Source organism: Shewanella algidipiscicola (genome assembly GCF_003605125.1).
Classification (GTDB): domain Bacteria; phylum Pseudomonadota; class Gammaproteobacteria; order Enterobacterales; family Shewanellaceae; genus Shewanella; species Shewanella algidipiscicola.
On record NZ_QPQT01000006.1, the window covers coordinates 46,357 to 68,891 of the forward strand.

General features: G+C 45.3%; 20 protein-coding genes. 7 read left to right on the forward strand and 13 right to left on the reverse strand.

The window, feature by feature from the left end; genetic code table 11:
* Positions 1 to 212 precede the first annotated feature (212 nt).
* Positions 213 to 767, reverse strand: a complete 555-nt coding sequence (locus tag DVO77_RS07715) for a GNAT family N-acetyltransferase (RefSeq protein WP_110457638.1) — start codon at positions 765 to 767, stop codon at positions 213 to 215.
* Between the two features lie 187 nt (positions 768 to 954).
* Here DVO77_RS07715 and DVO77_RS07720 point away from each other — a divergent pair, with 187 nt between their 5' ends.
* Positions 955 to 1,398, forward strand: coding sequence for an HNH endonuclease (locus DVO77_RS07720; protein WP_204165120.1), 444 nt, complete (start codon positions 955 to 957; stop codon positions 1,396 to 1,398).
* Between the two features lie 80 nt (positions 1,399 to 1,478).
* On the opposite strand, the gene DVO77_RS07725 is transcribed toward DVO77_RS07720, so the two are convergent.
* A complete protein-coding gene (locus DVO77_RS07725; RefSeq protein ID WP_162924163.1) occupies positions 1,479 to 2,519 on the reverse strand; it encodes a porin in 1,041 nt (346 codons plus the stop codon).
* A gap of 31 nt (positions 2,520 to 2,550) precedes the next feature.
* Positions 2,551 to 3,903, reverse strand: coding sequence for an FMN-binding protein (locus tag DVO77_RS07730; protein ID WP_119977933.1), 1,353 nt, complete (start codon positions 3,901 to 3,903; stop codon positions 2,551 to 2,553).
* A gap of 201 nt (positions 3,904 to 4,104) precedes the next feature.
* On the opposite strand from DVO77_RS07730, the gene DVO77_RS07735 reads away from it, so the two are divergent.
* The 4 genes from DVO77_RS07735 to DVO77_RS07750 all read left to right on the forward strand — a co-directional run bounded on the left by DVO77_RS07735 (position 4,105) and on the right by DVO77_RS07750 (position 9,709).
* On the forward strand, positions 4,105 to 5,301 hold the full coding sequence (locus tag DVO77_RS07735; RefSeq protein ID WP_119977934.1) for an FAD:protein FMN transferase: 1,197 nt from the start codon (positions 4,105 to 4,107) through the stop codon (positions 5,299 to 5,301).
* A 717-nt stretch (positions 5,302 to 6,018) separates the two neighbouring features.
* On the forward strand, positions 6,019 to 7,875 hold the full coding sequence (locus DVO77_RS07740) for a sensor histidine kinase (protein ID WP_249038131.1): 1,857 nt from the start codon (positions 6,019 to 6,021) through the stop codon (positions 7,873 to 7,875).
* Complete coding sequence (locus tag DVO77_RS07745; protein WP_119977935.1) at positions 7,868 to 8,497, forward strand: response regulator transcription factor; 630 nt, start codon at positions 7,868 to 7,870, stop codon at positions 8,495 to 8,497. The genes DVO77_RS07740 and DVO77_RS07745 overlap by 8 nt, the downstream gene beginning before the upstream one ends.
* Positions 8,498 to 8,506: 9 nt before the next feature.
* The gene (locus tag DVO77_RS07750; RefSeq protein ID WP_249038132.1) at positions 8,507 to 9,709 is read left to right on the forward strand and encodes a serine hydrolase domain-containing protein; all 1,203 of its coding nucleotides are present in this window, start codon (positions 8,507 to 8,509) and stop codon (positions 9,707 to 9,709) included.
* 172 nt (positions 9,710 to 9,881) lie between these two features.
* Here DVO77_RS07750 and DVO77_RS07755 read toward each other — a convergent pair whose 3' ends face one another.
* Together DVO77_RS07755 and pssA are read right to left on the reverse strand one after the other, a co-directional pair.
* Complete coding sequence (locus DVO77_RS07755) at positions 9,882 to 10,646, reverse strand: tRNA-uridine aminocarboxypropyltransferase (RefSeq protein ID WP_119977936.1); 765 nt, start codon at positions 10,644 to 10,646, stop codon at positions 9,882 to 9,884.
* Positions 10,647 to 10,790: 144 nt separating this feature from the next.
* Positions 10,791 to 12,104, reverse strand: a complete 1,314-nt coding sequence (gene pssA / locus DVO77_RS07760; protein WP_119977937.1) for a CDP-diacylglycerol--serine O-phosphatidyltransferase — start codon at positions 12,102 to 12,104, stop codon at positions 10,791 to 10,793.
* A gap of 571 nt (positions 12,105 to 12,675) precedes the next feature.
* Here pssA and DVO77_RS07765 point away from each other — a divergent pair.
* Entirely contained in the window at positions 12,676 to 12,855 is a 180-nt protein-coding gene (locus DVO77_RS07765) for a hypothetical protein (protein ID WP_110457645.1), read from the forward strand.
* A gap of 116 nt (positions 12,856 to 12,971) precedes the next feature.
* A complete protein-coding gene (gene dacB, locus DVO77_RS07770; RefSeq protein ID WP_119977938.1) occupies positions 12,972 to 14,561 on the forward strand; it encodes a D-alanyl-D-alanine carboxypeptidase/D-alanyl-D-alanine endopeptidase in 1,590 nt (529 codons plus the stop codon).
* A 78-nt stretch (positions 14,562 to 14,639) separates the two neighbouring features.
* On the opposite strand, the gene DVO77_RS07775 is transcribed toward dacB, so the two are convergent.
* The 8 genes from DVO77_RS07775 to rpsA all read right to left on the reverse strand — a co-directional run bounded on the left by DVO77_RS07775 (position 14,640) and on the right by rpsA (position 22,445).
* Positions 14,640 to 16,397 carry an acyl-CoA dehydrogenase C-terminal domain-containing protein gene (locus DVO77_RS07775; RefSeq protein ID WP_119977939.1) on the reverse strand — a complete coding sequence of 586 codons (1,758 nt, stop codon included), beginning with the start codon at positions 16,395 to 16,397 and terminating at the stop codon, positions 14,640 to 14,642.
* A 149-nt stretch (positions 16,398 to 16,546) separates the two neighbouring features.
* A complete protein-coding gene (locus DVO77_RS07780) occupies positions 16,547 to 17,089 on the reverse strand; it encodes a DUF2058 domain-containing protein (RefSeq protein WP_119978037.1) in 543 nt (180 codons plus the stop codon).
* 83 nt (positions 17,090 to 17,172) lie between these two features.
* Entirely contained in the window at positions 17,173 to 17,988 is an 816-nt protein-coding gene (locus tag DVO77_RS07785; RefSeq protein ID WP_110457854.1) for an SDR family oxidoreductase, read from the reverse strand.
* A gap of 96 nt (positions 17,989 to 18,084) precedes the next feature.
* Entirely contained in the window at positions 18,085 to 18,780 is a 696-nt protein-coding gene (gene pyrF, locus DVO77_RS07790; RefSeq protein WP_110457648.1) for an orotidine-5'-phosphate decarboxylase, read from the reverse strand.
* Between the two features lie 33 nt (positions 18,781 to 18,813).
* On the reverse strand, positions 18,814 to 19,974 hold the full coding sequence (gene lapB / locus DVO77_RS07795; RefSeq protein ID WP_119977940.1) for a lipopolysaccharide assembly protein LapB: 1,161 nt from the start codon (positions 19,972 to 19,974) through the stop codon (positions 18,814 to 18,816).
* A gap of 1 nt (position 19,975) precedes the next feature.
* Positions 19,976 to 20,296, reverse strand: coding sequence for a lipopolysaccharide assembly protein LapA domain-containing protein (locus DVO77_RS07800; protein WP_119977941.1), 321 nt, complete (start codon positions 20,294 to 20,296; stop codon positions 19,976 to 19,978).
* A 122-nt stretch (positions 20,297 to 20,418) separates the two neighbouring features.
* Positions 20,419 to 20,706: an integration host factor subunit beta gene (gene ihfB, locus DVO77_RS07805; protein ID WP_110457651.1), complete on the reverse strand. Its 288-nt coding sequence runs from the start codon at positions 20,704 to 20,706 to the stop codon at positions 20,419 to 20,421.
* A 71-nt stretch (positions 20,707 to 20,777) separates the two neighbouring features.
* Complete coding sequence (gene rpsA / locus DVO77_RS07810; RefSeq protein ID WP_110457652.1) at positions 20,778 to 22,445, reverse strand: 30S ribosomal protein S1; 1,668 nt, start codon at positions 22,443 to 22,445, stop codon at positions 20,778 to 20,780.
* Between the last annotated feature and the right edge of the window lie 90 nt (positions 22,446 to 22,535).

Sequence of the window (22,535 nt, forward strand, 5' to 3'; positions counted from 1 at the left end):
ATGCTGCTTTAAACCGCGAGGCAATATAGGTTGTGGCAAATTTGTAGCGAATGTTAACAAATGTGCACTTAGCATAGCTAGCAGACGACACATCTACTTACTAAAAGAGCAATGATACTTGCTGTGGATGTACGCCGCTGAACCCCGCTTTACTCAATGTGCGGGCATGCGACAATCATATCGGCTAATGTCGTTAGGCTGACAATGCCAGCCTAACGAACTTGTTTTTGGTAATACACAACGGGCACCTCGCCAGTTGGTGTTGAGTAAGGCGCGACTTTTTGATAGGTCATGCCGAGTTTTTGCATGATGTTAATCGAGGCCATATTGTCTTTATCGGCCACGGCAGAGATATGGCTAACCCTAGGTTGCAAGATTATGGCATCACTCACTGCGCGCGCCGCTTCAGTGGCGTAACCCTTGCCCCAAGTGCACTTTTTAAAGCGCCAACCGAGTTCAATATCATGATACTTGGGCTTATCGCTAAAAAAATCCATAGGACGCACTAAAATCCAGCCAATAAAGGTCGATGGTAAGGTCGCATTGTCACTTAATGTCGTGACCTTCCATATGCCCCAACCTTGCTCTGGATTGGTATAAGCATTGAGCCGTGGCAGTATGACATTAGTTATCTCGTCCATGGTGCTAGGCTTACCGCCGTTAATGTAGCGCATCACCTCTGGGTCTTGATCCAGCTCAAACAGCAACGGGGCATCATCTTGGGTCAGCATCTCAAAACGTAATCTGGGGCTATTGGCGATGTTCATATGTGGCTCCTTATCCATATTTTATTGAGTCGACTGCCATTTCATGGCTATACATAATAGCCTTAAATTTAGCCAGCTTCCAAAGGTAAGTTAATGAAAAATAGTTAAAACTGTTTTATGCTGCGCCAGTTAAGCCATACGTTAAGTGGCAGCTAAGTGCCAATCAATGAAAAGTAGGAGTCAATAAATGGAGCGATATTTTAGCGTCACGTTTAGGATTGCCAATAGCATTCGCACTAAACACTACAAAACGGAGCAAAGCGCGATGCGTGGCATTGGCAAGTGGTTGGTTAAACATCAAGATGAATGCGATATCAACGCCTCATTTTTCAGTGACACCCAAGGTCACTTAAGTTTTGACGCTCCTTTTGAAGCATCACCATTAAGCGACAGCGTCGATTTTTATAAAAGCAAAGCCTGGCTAAAGCTGCGTTTAGAGGCCTTAGAACGCTATGGCCGCCGCTGCGTATCTTGTGGAGCATCGGTGCAAACGGGCGTGGTACTGCATGTTGACCACATCAAACCCAGATCGCGTTATCCGGAACTGGCGCTAGATATCAACAATTTACAGATTTTGTGCGAAGCATGTAACTTAGGCAAGATGGCATCGATGGAGCAAGATTGGCGATAAGTGATATTGATGTTCGATCTCAGGGGGCGCACATCCATGTGCAGCTCTGCAGGGAGATAACAGAAAGAATGGTGTATCCGTTAGAAGTCGTAACGCAGACCTAAACTCACAATGGTGTCGTCAAAGTCTGAGTATTGTTTAACATCAAACTGGCCGATTTCGGTGTGAATACGGGTCGATTTAGCTAAGCGGTACTCAGCGCCAACAGCCCACTGGCTGACTTCAGGCACAGCTACTGCCGCGTTACCAAGTGCATCATAAACGCGATGCGCAATCTTACCCGTACCCGAATCATCATTGCCGTATTGCGCTTTTAGCAATAGTTGGTCAATTTGATATGTGGCGCTGACGATAAAGCCGAAGCCATCACGATCTTCATAACGCGGTTTGCTCGGATTCATCAACTCAGTTTGTTGCATTATGGTGCCAAGCTTTAATTTATCGAGCTTGATATGGCCAACAACGCGCGTCGCTTTAATATCTTCGATACCGTCAGAGTAACCCGCGTTAAGGTAGACGTTACCGCTTTTAAAGAACTTATCACCATAAGTCACAGCCACTTGATAGTTAGGGTTGTCTTTGCGAACATCAGATTCGGCAAAGTAGTTGTCTTCCATCAAATAGCTAGCGCCTAGTTGTAATTTGTTCCATTTAGGGCTCTTATACTCGAATGAATCGCCATGGCGTTTGTCACCCGGCATAAGACGATCGTGCTTTAGGCTGTAGTTATCAAATGCATCGGCAAAGCCTTTGCCCATCTTAAATACAGAGTCGATACGACCTACCGCAAGTGCCCCTAAACTGTCGTGCTTAATACCGATAAACGTTGGACGTGCAGAGAACGGATTGTTTGACTTGCTTTGTGATGCGCCGTTAACGCCCACTTCAACCTTGTAAAAAATTGACCAGTCTGGATTAAGCGCCGTTTCGCCTTTAACCCCAAGACGGCTGAAGTTGTTTTCTAAAATAGTGCCACTTTTACCGTCGTGAGTTGCGCTACCCGAATCTGAGTTTGTCACTGAATAGTCTAAACGACCATAAAAATTAACCGTATCATCAGCAAACAACTGTGGTGACATAAGTAGACTGGTGGCTAATAAAGAAAGCGTAAATGTTTTCATAATCATCATCTCTTATCTTTGTATAAAGGGGTTATTTAGTCGCAGGACGTTTATGTTCCACAATCACACCATCGGCGCGCATCTGCTTATACAGAATATCGGCATGTTTTAGGTACAGATCCCATGAGCTTGAACGCTTAGTGAAACCGGTTGCCGCGTAGCTGCCGCTGTCACCTGTTGCAGGTAAGTCATTGATGTCAAATAGTGATCCACCAGCCTTAAGGTGTTCGTTAAGCGCATCAAACATCACGTTAAAGCCGATGCGTGCAGGCTCAACATAATTGATCGAGTCATACTTTGATTGGCGGTAATACTTCTTCATTGAGGCATCTGCTATCTGCGCTTTTTCATCGGCGAAGATCTCATCAAACTGCGCCTTAGCAATCTGTTTAGTGTTGGTGTCGACCACGATACGTAACATGCCAGTGATCCCGGTCCATTTGCCTTTGCTGTCTAACACTTTTTCGGCGTGTTGATAGAACTTGTAATGGGTACCTTGAGTTTGGATTTGATCATAAATCTTGGCCGTTAATGGGATCATCGACTGCTGAATACTGTTAGATGCGCCCGCAACAATATCGATACCTAGGTAGCGTAAACGGTTCGGCTCTTTTAGCTTGTTAGCCAATTTAGGATCGTGATTTGGGTTAGGTTCGAAGATGAGTTGGTCTTTGTCCATCATCAACTTTTCCATGGTCAGTGCTGACTGCACCCACGCCGTGCCTTTTTTCTTACCCATAGTGAAGTTGTATTCAGACATACGCTTAGGTACATCTTGGTATAAACGGGTGTAATAGTTAGGACGGCCGCTCTCGTTAAACTCGGCTAAGATAACGTCATCTTTGTTGGCGCTGTTAGTGACGACGGTCATGCTGCCTTTATGGCCCTGACGGAAGCGAGCCTCTTCATAGTAATAGTCACCTGAGATTAAGCCCAATTGTGGTTGAATCGACCATTTCAATTTAAAATCATCGTCACCAGAGGCTTCTTTTGAACCCACAGCCACATATTCAGGTTGAATACCGTTAGCGCGTGGTAGCTTATTAACCGCTTTTAAAATACCGTTTGATGAGTAAGTAGCACCAGAAACTGCATCGATACCCTCATGACCATTATTTTTCAGGACTTTTGCCAATAAACGTTCGGCATTAAGAAATAATGATTCAGTTTCATTATGAGACTGGGTTTTAATATCGACGATATTCCCCTGCTCCACTTTGACTTCGAGTACAATTTGGCTTTTTTTACCTTTGGCTTGTACTTGATGCACGCCATCAACATATTTACCTGGCGCAACTTGAGTGGCACAACCGACAGTAGTTAAGCTAGCAAGCGTTATAGCGGTGAAAATAAGGCTTTGTTTAAAACGTTTATGAGTGGTCATCTTTTGATTGCCCTTTTTTATTTAATCATTGGCAATCAGCATAAACCGACCAGATATTTCGACAATTGCGGAAAACCGCAGGTTTGCAACTTAACGTTAATAACTTTGAACAAGGTAACATTTCTCGCGAATATAATAGGTAGCACCATTAATTTAGTGATACTTCTTATAGCAGGCTAAATAATCAAATAAAGATGCACTATGAAATATTCACTCCCCACATTATTCGCTTCGGCGATTATTTTATGTAGCAGTGCTGCTGCGTTAGCAAGTGATGTTAACGCGGCAAAACTATTACCTAGCAATAAATATTCGCCCGAGACACTAACGCAATTTTATCAATGTGAAGCCAACGGTTTAATCAGTTTTGATGACAAGGTCGCGACACTCAACACGGTTAAGTATTTTGGCACCTCGGTCACTATCAATCTGTACAATATGGATAATGTACGAGCAAAAACAGCGCTGTGTAACGCATTAGCCGTGATCCAGGAGTACCACTATCTGGCATCCAATTACAACACCTACCCCCATGTCACCAACATCAAAACCATTAATGAGTCTCCCAATAAAATCCATAGTATCGATCCGCAGCTGACCGACCTTATCGCATCAGGTATCGATTGGTATAAGCAAAGCAATGGCTATTTTAATATTGCCCTGTCGCCGGTGATTGACCTGTGGCGCAATCATCGTTTTGCCTGCATTAAGGCTAATAATGATCCCAGCCAGTGCAGTATTCCGACACCTACAGAATTAACAGCTGCAGCCAAATTGACTCACATCGAAGCGATACAACTCGATAGGCAGGCCAATACCATTCAACTACAAGATGGCATGAGTATCGATTTAGGCGGTATCGCCAAAGGCTGGATGGCCGAAAAGGTGTATGACCAATTAAAAATCGATGGCGCACAGCAGTTTATGATCAATGCAGGCGGTAATATTCGTCACTTTGGTCTGCATCCTGAGGGGCGTCAGTTTGTCACTGCGATTGAAGATCCGCTATGTAAAAAAAGTGACTATCAATTGCCTAAATGTGCCAGCTTTGAGGGACAGTTCCATGAAGTGATAACGGGTCAAAACTTGACTATCGTCAGTAGCGGTAATTACTTACGTTATTTTGAGGTGAAGGGGCAGCAATATCATCACTTAATAGATCCTACCACTCTTTATCCTAAGCCGAATGGTATTGCCACTACCGTGGTCTTAAATGATCAACAGATTTATGCTGATGTGATCTCAACCATGTTATTTTTGATGCCGCGAGATAAAGCACTAGACTTTGTGAATCAGCATGATTATGTCGAGGCCATTTGGTATTTAAACGAACAAGGCGATAAAGTTGAATCTAACCGTTTTAACCAATTTAGGTTGAGCCCTAAAAATGAGAACTAGATCTCAAATCACTCTATATTTGCAGTACAACTTGAGTTAGTAATGGGATCGAAATCATAAAGCCAATTTAATCGATTAAGTTGGCTTTATTTTTTAAATCAAAAAACGCATTCACCATAATTAACGATAAGTGAAGATTTTATTTATCATCCGCCATTGAGTTTTAATAAACCAATCTTGTGGTTAATTGAATAAATCATCCAGATAAACTAATAAAAGCAACCAATAAAAAGCAACTAAAGCAACTAAAGCAACTAAAGCAATAAGCCTATAAACTAATTACTTTATTACCCATAATAAGTGTGTCATGTTAATTAGACCGAGCTAAATATGACGCAATCATATGGCTTAATATGCCAGTTCTATTTTATGGGCCATTCATGGATGCGTATTAACTTAGTGCTTATCAAGGTCAATGGTAGCAAAAAATTTGCTGTGTTTATCAGCCAGTGTTGTCATCTTAGTTTTAAACTTGTCCATTAGCCGCTTTACTCTGTTTGTTGGATCCTTTGGGTGATGAGTTCGCGATACGGGTAAGCCCCTGAGACGCTTGTGAGCCAGATCACCTCTTGTAATTAAGCAATTAAGAAAATAGCTCAAAGTAAGTCATAATGCTGACTATGATATTTGTAATTGGCCTTTGAAATGAGTTGGCGCACGCAAAACCCACTTTTCCTACAATCAACCCACATTATCTTCAGAGCTATGTTTAGGACAATGTTCAAGAGCATCATCCTCCTACTGCTGATGGTGCCCATGGGGAGGGGCTATGGCGCAAACGACATCACATTAACAGTCACTCAAGCAGCACAAGGTGGTGTGGTCAATGACCGTAAAGTCACCCGAACTCGCCCCTTAACTGTGGGCGCGCTGGCTTTTTCTGCACCAGAGGTGGTCTACCAACGCTGGGCGCCAACCTTGGCGCGGGTGAGCAAAGAAACTGGGCTGCCATTGACATTAGTGCCACTCACGCCCGATCAGTTGGTCGCAAGAGTCGCCAATAACGAGCTTGACTTCATTATTGGTAACGCACTCATTACCGTAGCATTTAAAAAAGATTATGGCGTAAGCCACCTGTTGACCTTAGTCCCTCACACTCGAGCAACGCCTGAACACGCCATAGGCTCAGCCTTAATCGCTAAAAAAGATTTTAATATCAATAGTCTTAACGATCTTAAACAGCTTAGGGTTATCTCAACAGATCCCAACGCCTTTGGCGGTTTTCAAATTATTGCCGCAGAGATGGTCGAACAAGGTATTGCCCCACTTAGTGACCTTAAGCAGCTAGATTTTGTTGGTTTTCCTCAAGATAAACTGCTCAACTATATTATTGAAGATCGTGCCGATGTGGCCATTTTGCCCAGTTGCGTGTTAGAAAGCGCCATTAACAGGGCAACAATTTCGGCCAATAAACTGCACGTGTTATTACCCCAGCTGCACAGCAACTTTCAATGTCAGGTATCAAGCAAACTTTACCCCTCGTACGCGTTTTCTAAACTGGGGCACACAGATCATCGTATTGCGACCCAGGTGGTACGCGCCCTGTTGGCTATCGAGGCTGGCGATAATGAAGCGATTAGCGGGCGTTACCAATATTGGTCAGCGCCAGTGCAAGACAATCACGTCTTTGCCTTACTCGAACATCTAGATCGCTGGCCCTTTGTTACCAACTGGCAGCGACTGGTCGCGGATTTAACGCCTTGGGCCATGCTCACTGGCTTAGTGTTACTTTTGGGATACTTACACCACCTGCGAGTGAAACGATTAGTGGTGAAGCGCACTCAAGCCTTAAGCGATGAAATGGCGCAGCACAAAAACACCCAAAAGGCGCTATTTGAACAACAAAAACAATTTTATAAGGCGCAGCGAGTGCTATTAACCGGTGAAATGGCTTCAGGTATCGCCCATGAACTCAATCAACCGCTCGCTGGGATCCGTTATCTCACCCAAGGATGTATTTATCGTCTTGGAGACGGTCATGATGAGTTAAAATCGGCCCTTACTAAAACAATACAACAAGTGGACCGAGCGCAAAGTACCATCAAACGCTTTCGCCAGTTTTGCCACCAGCCCAGTGTGCTACAAGATTGTGACTTGCAAGAGCTTATCCAAGATACCCTTAATTTAATGCAACCAGACTTTAATCGAATGAAGCTGCAACCTCAATTAAGGCTTATGTCACTGAGCGTGTGTATTGACGTGAGCTTGATGCAGCAAGTACTGGTTAACCTGCTGCGCAATGCACTTGATGCCATGGAAACCATAGACCGACCTCAGTTAGCGGTGTTAATTTGTCAAACTGAGCAAGCCGCACATATTGCCATTACCGATAATGGCACAGGGTTAAGCGAAGCCTCGCTGCAGCGACTATTCTTCCCTTTTGAAACGTCAAAAGTGCATGGACTCGGATTAGGCATGGTGGTGTGTAAACGCATTATTGAAGAGCACGGAGGAAAAATCCGCGCCATGAATAATCGCGAACTCAATAGCAGCGACGCTCCCTGGGCAACCCCACACCCACGTGGTGTAACCATACTCGTAACACTTCCACTTAAGGCAAACACTGATGTGTAAATTATATTTGGTCGACGATGACCAAGATGTATTGGACTCTTTGAGCTGGATGCTCGATGGACTGGGCCTTCAAACTCACAGTTTTCGCTCGGGCGAGGCGTTTCTTGCCCAAGTCGATTTACAACAGCCAGGCATTGCCATATTAGATATTCAGATGCCCAGTATCGACGGTATGGAGTTATTAGATAGGATAACATCTACTCACAGCCCGATTGCGGTTATCATGCTAACAGGCCATGGCACTATCAATATGGCAGTGCAATCGATTCAAAAAGGGGCGCTCGATTTTCTCGAAAAACCGGTTGATGGTGATAAACTCCACAACTTAATCAAGCTGGCGGAGCACAATACCGCCAGTTGCTATGCGCAGCGTGCCCAACAAGCGAGCGTGAGCGAGCGCATCGACAGCTTAACGCCACGCGAGCGGCAAGTGATGTATAAAGTCTTAGAAGGTAAACTCAATAAGGTGATCGCCAATGAACTTGATATCGCCCAGCGCACCATTGAATTACATCGACAAAAAGTGATGCAAAAGATGCAAGTTAGCAATATTGCAGAGTTGGCGTATCTGATGGCGAAAAGTGATGCCGACATCAAGATACCTCGTCCATCACCTAAATAGGAAAGCGGCATGAATGTAAAACGGGTTTTAGCCACTCATAGCATCGCGCTTATTATCATGTCTACATCGACCTGCGCCCAGACATCACCCGCTCGACTCTCGGCTTATGACGCAAGCAATACAGTAAAAGCCTCTGCATACCTAGATGTGGCGGAGAACTTTAACCACCAATTTCACCGAGAACTAAAAAATAATAAGGTACCTGGCGGCGCAATGGTTATTGTACAAGGTGATGAAATTATCACCCTCACAACCTTTGGCAAGCGCAGCAAAGACAGCAGTGAAAAAGTTAATGCCGATACCGTGTTTCGCCTCGCTTCGATATCAAAAACCTTCGCCGGCACCCTTGCCAGTTTATTGGTACATGAACACGGTCTTAGCTGGCAACAACCAATAGTCACTTATGTGCCCAAGTTTCGCTTATCTGATCCCAAGCAAAGCCAGCAAATCACTCTAGGTCATATCGTGGGCCAAAGCAGCGGCCTTATGCCTAACAGTTACGACAACTTGATCAATGCCAATGTGCAATTGGATAAGGTTATCAACCAATTTGCTAAACTTACGCCCATCTGCAATCCCGGCATATGTTATAGCTATCAAAATATCGCCTTCTCATTTATTCAGCAGGCTATCGAGCAAGAAAGTGGCCAACCCTATGATGAGCTCATCAATCAGCGGCTATTTACTCCTTTGGCAATGGACACCGCCTCCATTGGATTTACGGCATTTAATGATGCCGATAATCGCGCTGAGCCGCATATCAAAACCCGTAGCGGTTTTAAGCGCGTCAAGGTTAAACCTAATTATTATCAACTAGCGCCCGCTGCTGGGGTAAATGCCAGCATCAAGGACATCAGCAAATGGCTTATCGCTAACATGGGCTATCGGCCCGATGTGTTGCCCATGCGAGTAATTGAAGATATTACGACACCAGGTGTGCGCTCCACCAAAGAGCTTAGACGGCGAGATTGGCGAGCCTATCTTGACGATGCCCACTATGGTAAAGGGTGGCGCATCTATCAATTTGAAGGGCAAAAGCTGATATATCACGCGGGCTGGGTCGCGGGTTATGTGGCAGAAATTGCCTATTCTCCTGAACTGAAACTGGGGATGGCGATTTTACTCAATGGTGAATCGAGAGTAGTAAGCGAGCTTAGCGCACACTTCTGGCATCAAGTATTTAACCTTCATAACCATAAGGGCGCACCATAACCGACTTTTGCCGACAGTAACTCTGCTTGCACTGGGGATGCATAAAAAAACAGGTTTATGCAATTTTAAAAATATAACCCCGAGATATTTTTAACCCATATTCACATTCAAGCATAATCATTCAGCATGTATCATCAACAGCCCATTGATATTCTTGTTAGCTGCCATCGTTTCAGGGGGTTCGGTCGAGGCTCAGCTCAAATGCATCTTGCAAATCTTGTAGCGGCGAGAGATCTAGGGTGCTTTTACGGCTACGGCTGAACAGTGATGACTCAATAAACAATGAGAACCAAGCATTAAGGCTATTAGCATTGGCGACTTCGCCTGCGCTCGCTAGCGCTAAAGCGGCCACTTCGGCGGTGCCTAGCTGGAAATCGCGACTGCCCTTACGTAAACCATAACGCGCAGCCGTCTCTGGGGTAAAAGATAATAGCGGCAGTTGGTGCAAATAAGGGCTTTTACTGAACATTTTAATCGCCTCTCGCCAACTGCCATCGAGTAACACAAATAATGGCCGTTTTGTTGAGGTAAGCGGTTCAGCTTGAGCGGCTTGAGTCACCGACTCGACAACCGCTTGACCCGGTTTAGCGTATTCACTGGGAAACACCACATAAGGTTGATAGTGCGGTGAGTTAAGCAAGTGCAATAATTTTCGATTAGCGTAATTACGCGACCAAATATAGGCATGGGTATCGGGAATGAGATCGGCAATTAAGCGTCCAGAATTACTGGGCTTTAGCACTTCATCGTCATACATGATCAATAAAAAGCTGACATTGGAGTCAAGCTGTCGACGAAATTCACAGGTACAAAACTGCTGCGCCAATAAGCAGGCCTCGCAGCGTAGCAAGTTTTTACCACGTGCATTGTAGGGTCTGGTCGAGATAGCTTTACGATATTGGTAGCGCTGGTGGATAGCGTGAGGTGTAAAACCCATAATCTATTTTTTGCCTTTAAAAAATTTCAATGCAATGGTGACGTCACATCTGTCGTTGTATTTATGATACGCCAATCGTTTCTCTATTATAGAGGACAATAAAAAAGCGAGCATCTGCTCGCCTTTTTGATGGATTTATCATGACTAGAGTATGCGACGCAGTAAAAAATCAGCCTTAATGCGACGGATACGGTTCATAATTTTACGCACCGGCGCTGGGTAATCTTTTAAGGTTTCAATCTGACTGTAGTGATACAAACGTTGAGTATGCTCAAGTATATGCGCCTGTTCCTCTGCAAAATGTGATTGCCAGCAGCCTTCTTTATCATGGATAAGCAAGCCATTTTCTAAGTCCAGCGCCCAAGCACGCGGATTAAGATTAGAACCTGTGATCAGATGATACTGTTCATCCGAGCTTATTCCCTTAAGGTGATAGCTATTACGTCCATGTTTCCATAAATGAATGTTCAGTTGACCTGAGTCGATAGCCCACTGCTGGCGCTTAGCAAATTTACGCAGTGCCTGTTCATACAGGTAAGGTAGTGCGCCAATGGTGGAAAACTGCTCTTCTGGCGGAATAAAAAAGTCATTAGCGGTTTTATCACCCACTACAATATCGATGCGTTTTCCTTGCTTAAGGTGCTTAGATAAGGCGCGAGACAAAATATATGGTGGATTAAAATAGGGAGTACAAATAAACAGTGAGCGTTTAGATTCAGCAACCAGATCGATAATCAGTCGATTAAGTTTATTACGCTTACGCCCAAGTCCCACTAATGGCGTCACTCGATTACCGCGTTTGGTGGCGGCAAACTCATATTTTGCCGCGCTTAAACGTGATTTAAGTGTGCGTACATCGGCCTTATCGGGTAACTGTTCGCTCTCTTGTGGCTGAGTCAGTGACGTCACCGCTTTATCGCTGACAATATAATCCTGCACCATTTGGCGCATTGAGCGAGCGAGCTCCGGCGAATCAATCACGTGATAACGATCGAAACGGTATTTGTCGCCTTGATGTAGATAGATATTATTTAAACTGGCGCCACTATAGATAACGGTATCATCGATAATGAAGCCCTTGAGGTGTAATACCCCCATAAATTCACGAGACTTAACCGGCACCCCTAAAATCGTGATCGGATGTTGTGCCTGCTCCATCACCTTGCGGTACATTAAATAATTGCCACTATCGCCTTTGTGACCAATGAGTCCGCGGCGCGCACGATGAAAATCCACCAAGACGGTGACATCTAATTGGGGGTTGTTGGCTTTAGCATCCATAAGCGCCGTGAGAATTTCACGACCCGCTTCGTCATCTTCGAGATACAATGCGGCGATCGTAATGGCAATTTTAGCCTGAGAAATCTGTGTTAATAGTTCGGCTTTAAGCGCCGAGGGGGTTAACAACCAACGAATTGAATCGGGTTGTAACGCAATACCACCTAGCTGATCCAGCAAGGTATCCTCCTTCGAAAAATAGTGACCATCACGGCAATAACAACGGGGTATTCCCAAATACATGCCTTAAGGCATGACAACTAACCAAGGTAAACCTACGTGATAATGTGTCTTTATGCCCCGTGATGTATGTCAGGATCTTGGTCTCACATGAGCACTTTAATGACATAATCGCTTGCGCACCTTTGGGTGACTCGATTAATTAGCGCCATTTATTCGCATGTTTAAACCACATCTTCGGCCCAATACTATCGGGTATTTTGGCCTAAATGCATAAGCGATGTCTCATCAGCAAACCATTCTAGTGGTATTGCGTAAAGCCTCATCGACGCAATATGGCCCATGTTGAGCCTATCCTTCTCTCAAGGGGATAGAAATTACCGACTTACGCTACGTGGGGCAAGGTTTTTCTACAGGATTGGGAGTTGACGAGTGAAATAGTGGCGTTAATTTAACCAAACATACCAGCAGCGTCCAATTATTAACCATTACTCTCAAATTTATGCAACCGTCACGGCTTTTTCAGCATGTAAACGTTATCATAAAATGTTTGCGTTGAAATGAGATCATTATGAACACTAAATTACTCATCACCCTAGCCTTGACGTTACTGGCGGCCTGGGGGATTTTTCATTTTAAAACCCAGTTAGGTTTACTGATATTACCGCTATTTATTGCACTGGTGCTCTTTGTCACCTTACGCCTATATCGCTTAATGGAAAAAGATGCGCCAGAAGATAAAGATGAATAAAGCGTGCGAGTTAAACGCTAGGCTTACAATAACATGCTCACCAAAGAGAGAAGGTTGCTTGCTTCCGTGGAGCTGTCCATAATGGGCCTTTAGCCTCAACGTTATCATTCATTGCCATGCCTTTTAAACTGTTCTCCACCCCATATTTCCCCTCTCGCCGCCCATTATGGTTCATCCTAACTCTAGTAGGTGCGCTTACCAGCGCCTCACAAACGGGCTACAGCACTGAGTACGCTAGCGCAGCGACAACAGCCACACGGGTATCATCCCCCCAATTACTGACACCATTACAAGTACAGGCTAAATCACAATCTAAGTCGCAAGCAAACGCCGTGACATTGCAGCAATTGCAGCCAGCAACGTTTGAAAGCATGACTCGTCAGTTAGCCCCACGTCACTCCCAATTAGCCATCGGCGTGGTCGACTTACATTCAGGCCAAGCGTTATATCAGCACAATATTGATACCTTAATGCAGCCGGCCAGCACCCAAAAGTTGCTGACCGCCGTTGCGGCGACGGCTGAACTGGGCAATGCCTTTCGCTTTACCACCGCTCTTTATGGCCAATCAGTGAACCAACAAGGAGAGCTTAATGGCGATCTCTATATACGCTTTAGTGGCGATCCCCGCCTCACCCGCCGTGATCTCCGCCATTTAATACAACAGCTCTTCGAGCATGGCGTGCATACCATTAAGGGCAACGTCTATTTGGTGGGTCAGGCTGAAGAGCGGCTTCGCGCTCCTGGTTGGGTGTGGGACGATTTAGGCATCTGTTACGCCGCGCCTGTGTCGCAATTTGTCATTGATAGAAATTGCATTTTCGGTGAACTCACGCCGCAACTTGGCAGCAATCAGAGTCAGTTGAACTTTCCAAAGGATCTTCCGGTCACCTTAACGACCAGTGCCGAGTTTGATAAAAATAATCAACGGGCATTGTGCGATTTAGCATTACAACGCTTACCCAACAATCACTTTCACTTAAGCGGTTGCTTTGCGGGTAATCAAGCATTGAAGCTGGCCATCGCCATTAATGAACCTGCTCTTTACGCCCAGCAAGTAGTGACTCAACTTTTTGCTGAAAGTAATGTGCGACTGAGCGGTAACGTGCTGCTTAGCAACCAAATCAACAAACAGGCCAAGTTGCTAGCGCAGCATCACTCTGCGGCCTTGCCCGAATTGCTGAGTACCATGTTACTGACCTCTGATAACTTAATCGCCGATAGCCTATTCAAAGCGCTAGGCGCGAATGTGTATCAACAACCAGGCACATTTCTCTCTGGCGCTAAAGCAATGAAACAGGTATTAACCGATGAAGGTATTGACCTTGACCACGGGCAAATTATCGATGGCTCAGGGCTATCACGGTATAACTTGTTAAGCGCAAGGCAACTGACGCAGGTATTAATGCTTATTTATCAAGATGAGCGCTTTCGGGCCTTAATGATGCACTTACCGCTGGCTGGGCGTAGCGGCTCTTTACGATACAAATCGGGTTACCACCAAGCACCCTTGCAAGATAAGGTGCGGGCCAAAACAGGTTCAATGCAAGGGGTCGACAACTTAGCGGGCTATTTAGGCTTAAATGCAGAAGATAATCTGCTATTTGTGATCCTTGAAAATGGCATCGGCCCGCAGCAAAAGCAGCCGCAACCTATCCCGTTCAGTGCACAATGGTTAACGGCGATATTGAAAGAATCCTCTCAGTAAGCGTTAGTAACAAAAACGCGCCTAAGTTGGCCTTAGACGCGTTATTTATGTCGCTTATTTAGGGCTATTCGCCAGCATTTAGAATAACGATTCATCCATTGCCATGACAGTCGCATCGCCACTACTGACTTGAGCTAAATGGTAATCGACCTTAGGCAACAGTTTAGCCATGTAAAAATCAGCTAATTGCTGTTTGGTTTGGCTAAATTGTTTATTTTGATGGTCTGCGGCTTTATCGGCCATCAATAACCAATAATAGCCATACATTAGATGACCGAAGGCATCGAGAAAATCGACCGCCGAGGCATTGATCAATGCTGGTTGAGTCAATTTGTTATCGTTGATCTGGTGCGCCACCGTTAATAGGGCTTCAAATCGTGAAGCCACCGCATTTTTATGCTCGTCACCAATGTGCTTCATCGCGGTCAAGGTTGCTTGATGTTCGGTGACAAATTCAGTCAATGCAGTGACATTATCGCCTGTGGTTTTACGGCCTAAGAAATCGATAGCTTGGATACCATTAGTACCCTCATAGATTTGGGCGATACGAGTGTCACGCACTAGCTGCTCGATGCCGGTTTCACGAATATAACCGTGACCACCAAACACTTGCTGAGCCATCACCGCGGCATCTAAACCTCTATCGGACAAAAACGCCTTAGCAACAGGAGTCATCAAGCCAACATAACGAGCGGCTTTGGCTTTAACTTCACCTTCACCATATTTGGCTAAATCCAATTGTTGACCGGTATAGACTGACATTGCACGGCCCGCTTCGGTATAACAACGGATATTCAGCAGCATGCGCCTAACATCACCGTGGACCAAAATAGGATCGCTTATCGCCCCAGTTGGTGAGCCGCCAGCGGCAACGCCTTGAGTGCGCTCTTTAGCATACTCTGCAGCCATCTGATAAGCCGCTTGAGATGTACCCAGCCCTTGAATACCTATGGCTAATCGCTCGTAATTCATCATGGTAAACATGCAGACTAACCCGCGATTAGGCTTACCGATGAGATACCCTTGAGCATTATCAAAGTTCATCACACAGGTCGCAGAGCCCTTGAGCCCCATTTTGTGTTCAATCGATCCGACGCTAACACCGTTGGTCTCACCCAGCTCACCGTCATCATTCACCTTAATCTTAGGCACTAAAAATAGCGAAATACCGTTTGAGTCAGGCAACTTGGCCAAAACCAGATGGATAACGTTGTCGGTGAGATCGTGATCGCCACCAGTAATGAATATTTTACTGCCGCTAATAAGATAGCTGCCATCATCTTGTGGCACTGCTTTGGTGCGAATGTTACGCAGATCCGAGCCCGCTTGCGGCTCTGTCATGTCCATCGCTCCCGCCCATTCACCGCTATAAAGCTGAGGTAAATAGGCAGCTTTAAGTGCATCACTACCATGAGCGTTAATGCATAAAGCCGCACCCGCCGTTAATGAGCCGTACAGCGTAAAAGCGTTACAGGCACTGTAAGCCATTTCATCGACAAGAACCCCGAGCATTTTAGGCATTCCCATACCACCGAAATCAGGCTCACCGCAGAGTCCGACCCAACCGCCCTGTGCATACTGGTCATACACCGCTTTGTAACCGTCGGGTGTGATCACCTTATCACCTTGATGACGCACGCCTTGCTCATCGCCACTGCGGTTTATAGGATGGATCAAATCACGCGCGATTTTATCGGCTTCATCCATAATAGCCACCGCGGTATCCATGTCTACCGACTCGGCAAGTTGAGGAAGCTTAGCCCAGGTTTGCGGTGCATCAAATACACCTTCTAGCAGGAATTTCATGTCGGCCAACGGCGCGTAATATGGATTCATCTTTTACTCTCAAACATCAAATTAAAACAGTTGTTTTAATCTATACTAACTCGTTAACAGAATAAAGCCTTTTGTTAAGGAACCGTGGGCTGCTTCCATAAAAAAGCCCCGCAAAAATTGCGAGGCTATTTGATAAAAATTTACAGCGATCACCACATTAAATCGTCAGGGATCACATAATCGGCGTAAGGATCGTCTTCAGCGACTGTCTCTGCTTGCGCATCTTGTTGCCACAAGTAACCGCACCATTCGGGTACCAATAAGTGGACTCGTTCAGCTAATTTATGCGGCACCAAATAACTGGTCTCTTCATAACGAACGATCCCAAGTTGGCCATTAAGTAGCTGGCTTTGTAGCTTGTCGGTAATGTAAACAGAATAAATTTTAGTGCCTAGAGTGTAGTTAAATTTAACTTCAGCTCCTTTAGGGACATCAACGGCGAGACGCTTAAACTCGGTGATAAGCCCTCTTACTTGGCCTTTTTCTGTCGCCTGGGCAAAGCGTTGCTCATTGAGCGCTTTGTCTTTGGCTATTTGAGCCAGCTTCTTGGCGGCGATTTCTTGCTTTAGCGCCTCTGAGCCATCGTCTACCTTGGCTTTACGATCGCGACGTTTTTGGGTTTTAGTATCACGCACTTTTTGTTTGCTTACTAAACCCGCTTTTAACAGTTGTTCTTGAAATGGGTTCGCCATGGGTTTCTCACTATCCTTGATAGCAAGCATTGTTGCTATCTCATTATGGGTTATAAAATGAGTCTATTTATTCAATAAAGCCATTAAGCACTAGGGCTCATCTGGGCTAACTTGCTCAGCTCGGTCATCGCCAAACTTGCGCCGCCTAAGGACCAGCCACCATCGACAGGTAAGATAGTGCCTGTAATATAGCTCGCCATGGGTGATGCCAAAAATAACGCGGCATTGGCAATGTCTTGGCATTGACCATTGCGTTGTAGTGGCACGCTTTGAGCCACCCGTTGCTGTAATGCCTCACTCGGCGCTAAACGATTAAAGCCTTCTGTGTCGGCAATGGGGCCTGGTACTATCGAATTAACGCGGATCCCTTCATTCCCCCACTCTAATGCCAAGCTTTTAGTTAGCATATCGACGCCGGCTTTAGCGGCGCTAACGTGTGCCTGCATTGGCATGGCAATATAAGCCTGTGGCGCTGAGATCTGAATGATGCAGCTACCCGGTCTTTTCAGCAACGGATAAGCCTGTTTTAACACCTGAAAACTGCCCAGTAAATCAATGTCCATCACAGATTTAAAGCCGTTTTCGCTCAATTGAGCAGCCAAGGCGGGGAAATTTCCCGCAGCGCCACTGACTAAAATATCGATATGCTGATATTGAGTGGCAATAACGGCAAAGCCTGCCTTAACCCGCTCAAGATCGCGCACATCGAAACTGACCCCGAGCATGTTTGCATTTGGGTTAATGCTTTGCAGTTGGTTAACTGCCGCATCGACTTTATCTTGGCTACGGCTCGCCACTGCCACGTTAGCACCGGCATGAGCAAATGCCTTGGCAATGCCTAAATTAATGCCACTGGTACCACCGACAACGACAACATGTTTACCTGAGTAATCGAACATTACTTGATTATTTTGCATGGTATGCCAATCCCTTCAATCATCTGTTGCCGTTTAAGTTAGGCGCGCTGCCCATAGCCTGTCAAGTATCTGCTAGCGCTAAGCTAATGAAGCGTGTATAGCACTGAGCGCTGCTAATGGATCGGCCGCTTTGGTAATTGGACGCCCTATGACTAGGTAGTCTGAGCCTGCAGCAATGGCTTGTGGCGGTGTCATGACGCGGTGTTGATCACCTTTATCAACACCGGCTGGACGGATACCTGGCGTCACTAATTTAAACTCAGGGCCAAATTCAGCCTTTAACATGCTGGCCTCTTGCGCCGAACAAACAATGCCGTGCAAACCCGCTTGTTGGGTTAATGCGGCAAGCCGTTTAACATGCTCTGCAGCGGATACATCGACCCCTAATAATTTAAGTTCTTCATCACTCATCGAAGTCAATACGGTCACTGCAATTAACAATGGGGCTTTGTCACCATAAGGCAACAACGCTTGCTGAGCCGCTTGCATCATGGCTAAGCCACCGCTGGCGTGTACATTGGTCATCCATACGCCAAGCTCGGCCGCTGCGGCAACCGCTTTGGCCACCGTATTGGGAATATCATGAAATTTTAAATCGAGAAAAAGCTCGAAATCACGACGGTGGATCTCTTTAACTAAATCGGGCCCAAACAGGGTAAACATCTCTTTACCCACTTTTAGGCGGCACATTTTGGGATCTAATTTATCAATTAGCTGCAAAGCTTCGGTTTTATTATCATAATCTAGCGCCACTATAATGGGTTTACTGCTCATCTTTTTCTCCTGTTGCTTTGCATGTAGTACGTATTATTCACCGTCGAGTCCACGGATCCGCTTGATAGTGCCCCAATGTTTACACGAAGGACAATGCCAGTAGAGCGTGTGGGACGGGAAACCACACTCAACACAGCGGTAACTAGGACGGAATTTTATCTGTTGCTCGACCAATTCGGCTAGCATATTGAGGCTTTTCTTTGCTTGGCCATCTTCAGCATGTTGCAGCTGCATCTTCATCAGATGCTGGAAGCTTTTCATGGTTGGGTGCCGATATAGACCATCGAGTACCAGCTTTTCGGCGTCTTGGATTTCGCCTTGAGCTATCATCTGCTGTGCCAGCGTAATAGCCACACTCGCCCCTGCTCCCAGCTCCAATGCTTCGCGCAGCAGTTCTCGATAAGCGGGTTGATCTTGCTTGGCCTGATAGGCCTCTTTCGCAATGGGCAGCGCTTCAGGAAACAGCTCAATATCCACTTCTTTTAGCCGATTGAGCATCTCTTTACAGCGATTAAACTCTTGCTGATCGAGATAGATTTTTGCCATGTTTAACAAGGCGCGCCCACAGGCACCGTCTTGCTTTAATGCCTGACTCAACATTTTTAATTTGAGCTCGCTATCTGGATGTTCATCGGCCAATTCACAGTACAAATGTGCCGTTAGATGTTTTAGTGTTTGCTGGCGTTTGCGCTTGAGTGTTTTAATAATATCGATGGCTTTTTGCCAATCTTTGGTCACCTGATAAATGGCCACCAACTGATCTTCAGCTTCTTCGCTGTGATCATCTTGTCGCACTAAGGCTAAAAATATCTCTTCCGCGCGGTCGTAAAAACCCGCGGCGAGGTAATCTTTACCCAGTTCCATCATGGCAATGTCACGCTGTTCAGTGGTAAGACTTGGCCTAGCGATAAGATTTTGATGAATGCGAATAGAGCGATCAACTTCGCCACGTTTACGAAATAATGACCCCAAAGATAGATGGGTGTCTATGGTGTCGTCGTCAACATCGAGCATGGAGATGAAGAGATCAACCGCTTTATCTGATTCATTCGAAAGAAGAAAATTAAGACCAGTAAAATAATCTCGGCTGAGCTGTTTACGCTTACTATTCTGTTTGTGTCGTATACTACGACGTCCCATATACCATCCGTAACCGGCGGCAATAGGCAATAACAGAAACAGGATCTCTAACATACTAAGCGTTCAGTTCTTTGGATTTGACTTGGTCTTCAACCGTGACCACATCAAGGTTTGATGTGGGGAGTTTGGCTTCCAGTTGGGCTATTTTTTTATTCGCTTGGCGTAATACCAACTTCATTTTAGCGATATGGTACACGGCAAAAATCCAACTGACGAGAAAGCCAACTAAAAAAACCACACCTAGCACCACAGGGAGACGATATTCGCCTTGGGCAACAAAGTAACTGATGGTTACCAACTGTTCATTTCGAGCACCAAATAATAAAGCAAGCACGAAAAGCAAGGCTACAAAGATGGTGGCAATAAATGACTTCACGTTACACTCCATAAACGCGTGATGATGAGATGATTATCTAAGAATTTAAGCTAACTAGCCAGCTATACCTATGATTTAGGCATAAAAAAGCCTCCTAGAGGAGGCTTTTAAAACGATGTCATTTACGAGTTGATCGAATCAACGCGCTCACGCAGTTCTTTACCTGGCTTAAAGTGCGGCACATATTTGCCTTCCAATTCGACTGAAGTTCCAGTTTTTGGATTACGGCCTGTACGTGGAGCACGATAATGAAGCGAGAAGCTACCAAAGCCACGGATCTCGATACGATCACCGCTTTCTAATGTTGTTGCCATTTGCTCCAACATCTCTTTGATTGCACTTTCTACTTCTTTTGCCGACAGCTGCGACTGCCTAGTGGCAAGTTTTTCGATTAGTTCGGATTTAGTCATCCTGTACCCTCTTTAATCAAGCCAAACACAGTCACCTAACGGGGATGAAACATCCCCGAACTTCAGGCGATTTACTTACGAGCTGCTTTGAACGCTTCAGCCATAGCACTGCTCATAGCAACGTCATCTTGCTTGTTCAGGTTAGCCATCGCTTCTTTCTCATCAGCTTCATCTTTCGCTTTGATAGATAGGCTGATAGTACGGTTCTTGCGATCAACACCCATGAACTTAGCTTCAACAGCATCACCTACTGAGTATACAGTAGACGCGTCTTCGATACGCTCACGAGAGATATCAGCAACACGTAGATAACCTTCTACAGTGTCAGCTAGCTCAATGGTAACGCCTTTCGCGTCAACAGCAACTACAGTACCGTTTACGATAGCACCTTTCTTCTTATCTGCAAGATAAGCATTGAACGGATCGTCTTCAGTTTGCTTAACGCCTAGGCTGATACGCTCGCGTTCTGGATCAACTGACAGTACAACTGCGTTGATTTCGTCGCCTTTCTTGTAATCAGATACGGCTTCTTCGCCAGTACCGTTCCAAGAAATATCAGATAGGTGAACCAGACCGTCGATGCCGCCGTCAAGACCGATGAAGATACCGAAGTCAGTGATTGACTTGATCTTACCAGTAACTTTGTCACCTTTTTGGAAGCGCTCTGCAAAATCATCCCATGGGTTAACTTTACATTGCTTAAGACCTAGAGAAATACGACGACGCTCTTCATCGATGTCTAGTACTAGAACTTCAACTTCATCACCTAGGTTAACAACCTTAGATGGGTGGATGTTCTTGTTAGTCCAATCCATTTCAGAAACGTGTACTAGACCTTCAACACCTTCTTCGATTTCAACGAAACAACCGTAGTCAGTTAAGTTAGTTACGCGACCAGTTAACTTAGTGTTTTCTGGGTAGCGCTTGCTGATTTCTAACCATGGATCTTCGCCAAGTTGCTTAAGACCTAGTGAAACACGAGTGCGCTCACGATCGTACTTAAGTACTTTAACGTTGATTTCGTCACCAACGTTGACGATTTCAGATGGGTGCTTAACACGTTTCCACGCCATATCAGTGATATGTAGTAGACCGTCAACACCACCTAAGTCTACGAATGCACCGTAGTCAGTAAGGTTCTTAACGATACCTTTAACCGCTTGACCTTCTTGTAGGTTCTCAAGAAGAGCATCACGCTCTGCACTGCTTTCAGACTCGATAACAGCACGACGTGAAACAACAACGTTGTTGCGCTTCTGGTCTAGCTTGATAACTTTGAATTCTAGTTCTTTGTTTTCTAGGTGAGCAGTGTCGCGAACTGGGCGAACGTCAACTAGAGAACCTGGTAGGAATGCACGGATACCGTTTAATTCAACAGTGAAACCGCCTTTAACCTTACCATTGATGATACCGATTACAGTTTCAGCATCTTCGTACGCTTTTTCTAGAACGATCCAAGCTTCGTGACGCTTAGCTTTCTCACGAGAAAGTTGAGTTTCACCGAAACCATCTTCAACAGAGTCTAGGGCTACGTCAACTTCGTCGCCAACTGCGATTTCAAGAACGCCTTGTGCGTTTTTGAACTGTTCAGCTGGGATTGGGCTTTCAGACTTCAGACCAGCGTCAACAAGTACCATACCGTTCTGGATTGATACTACAGTACCACGAACGATAGAACCTGGACGGAACTCAAGTGTTTCAAGGGATTGTTCAAATAGATCAGCAAAAGATTCAGTCATGTTTAATTTACTTTAAGTAATAAACCACAGCCCATCCTAGACGTGGAGTCAGATTAATCATTTGTCGCATCCATGTGACAAATAGTATAA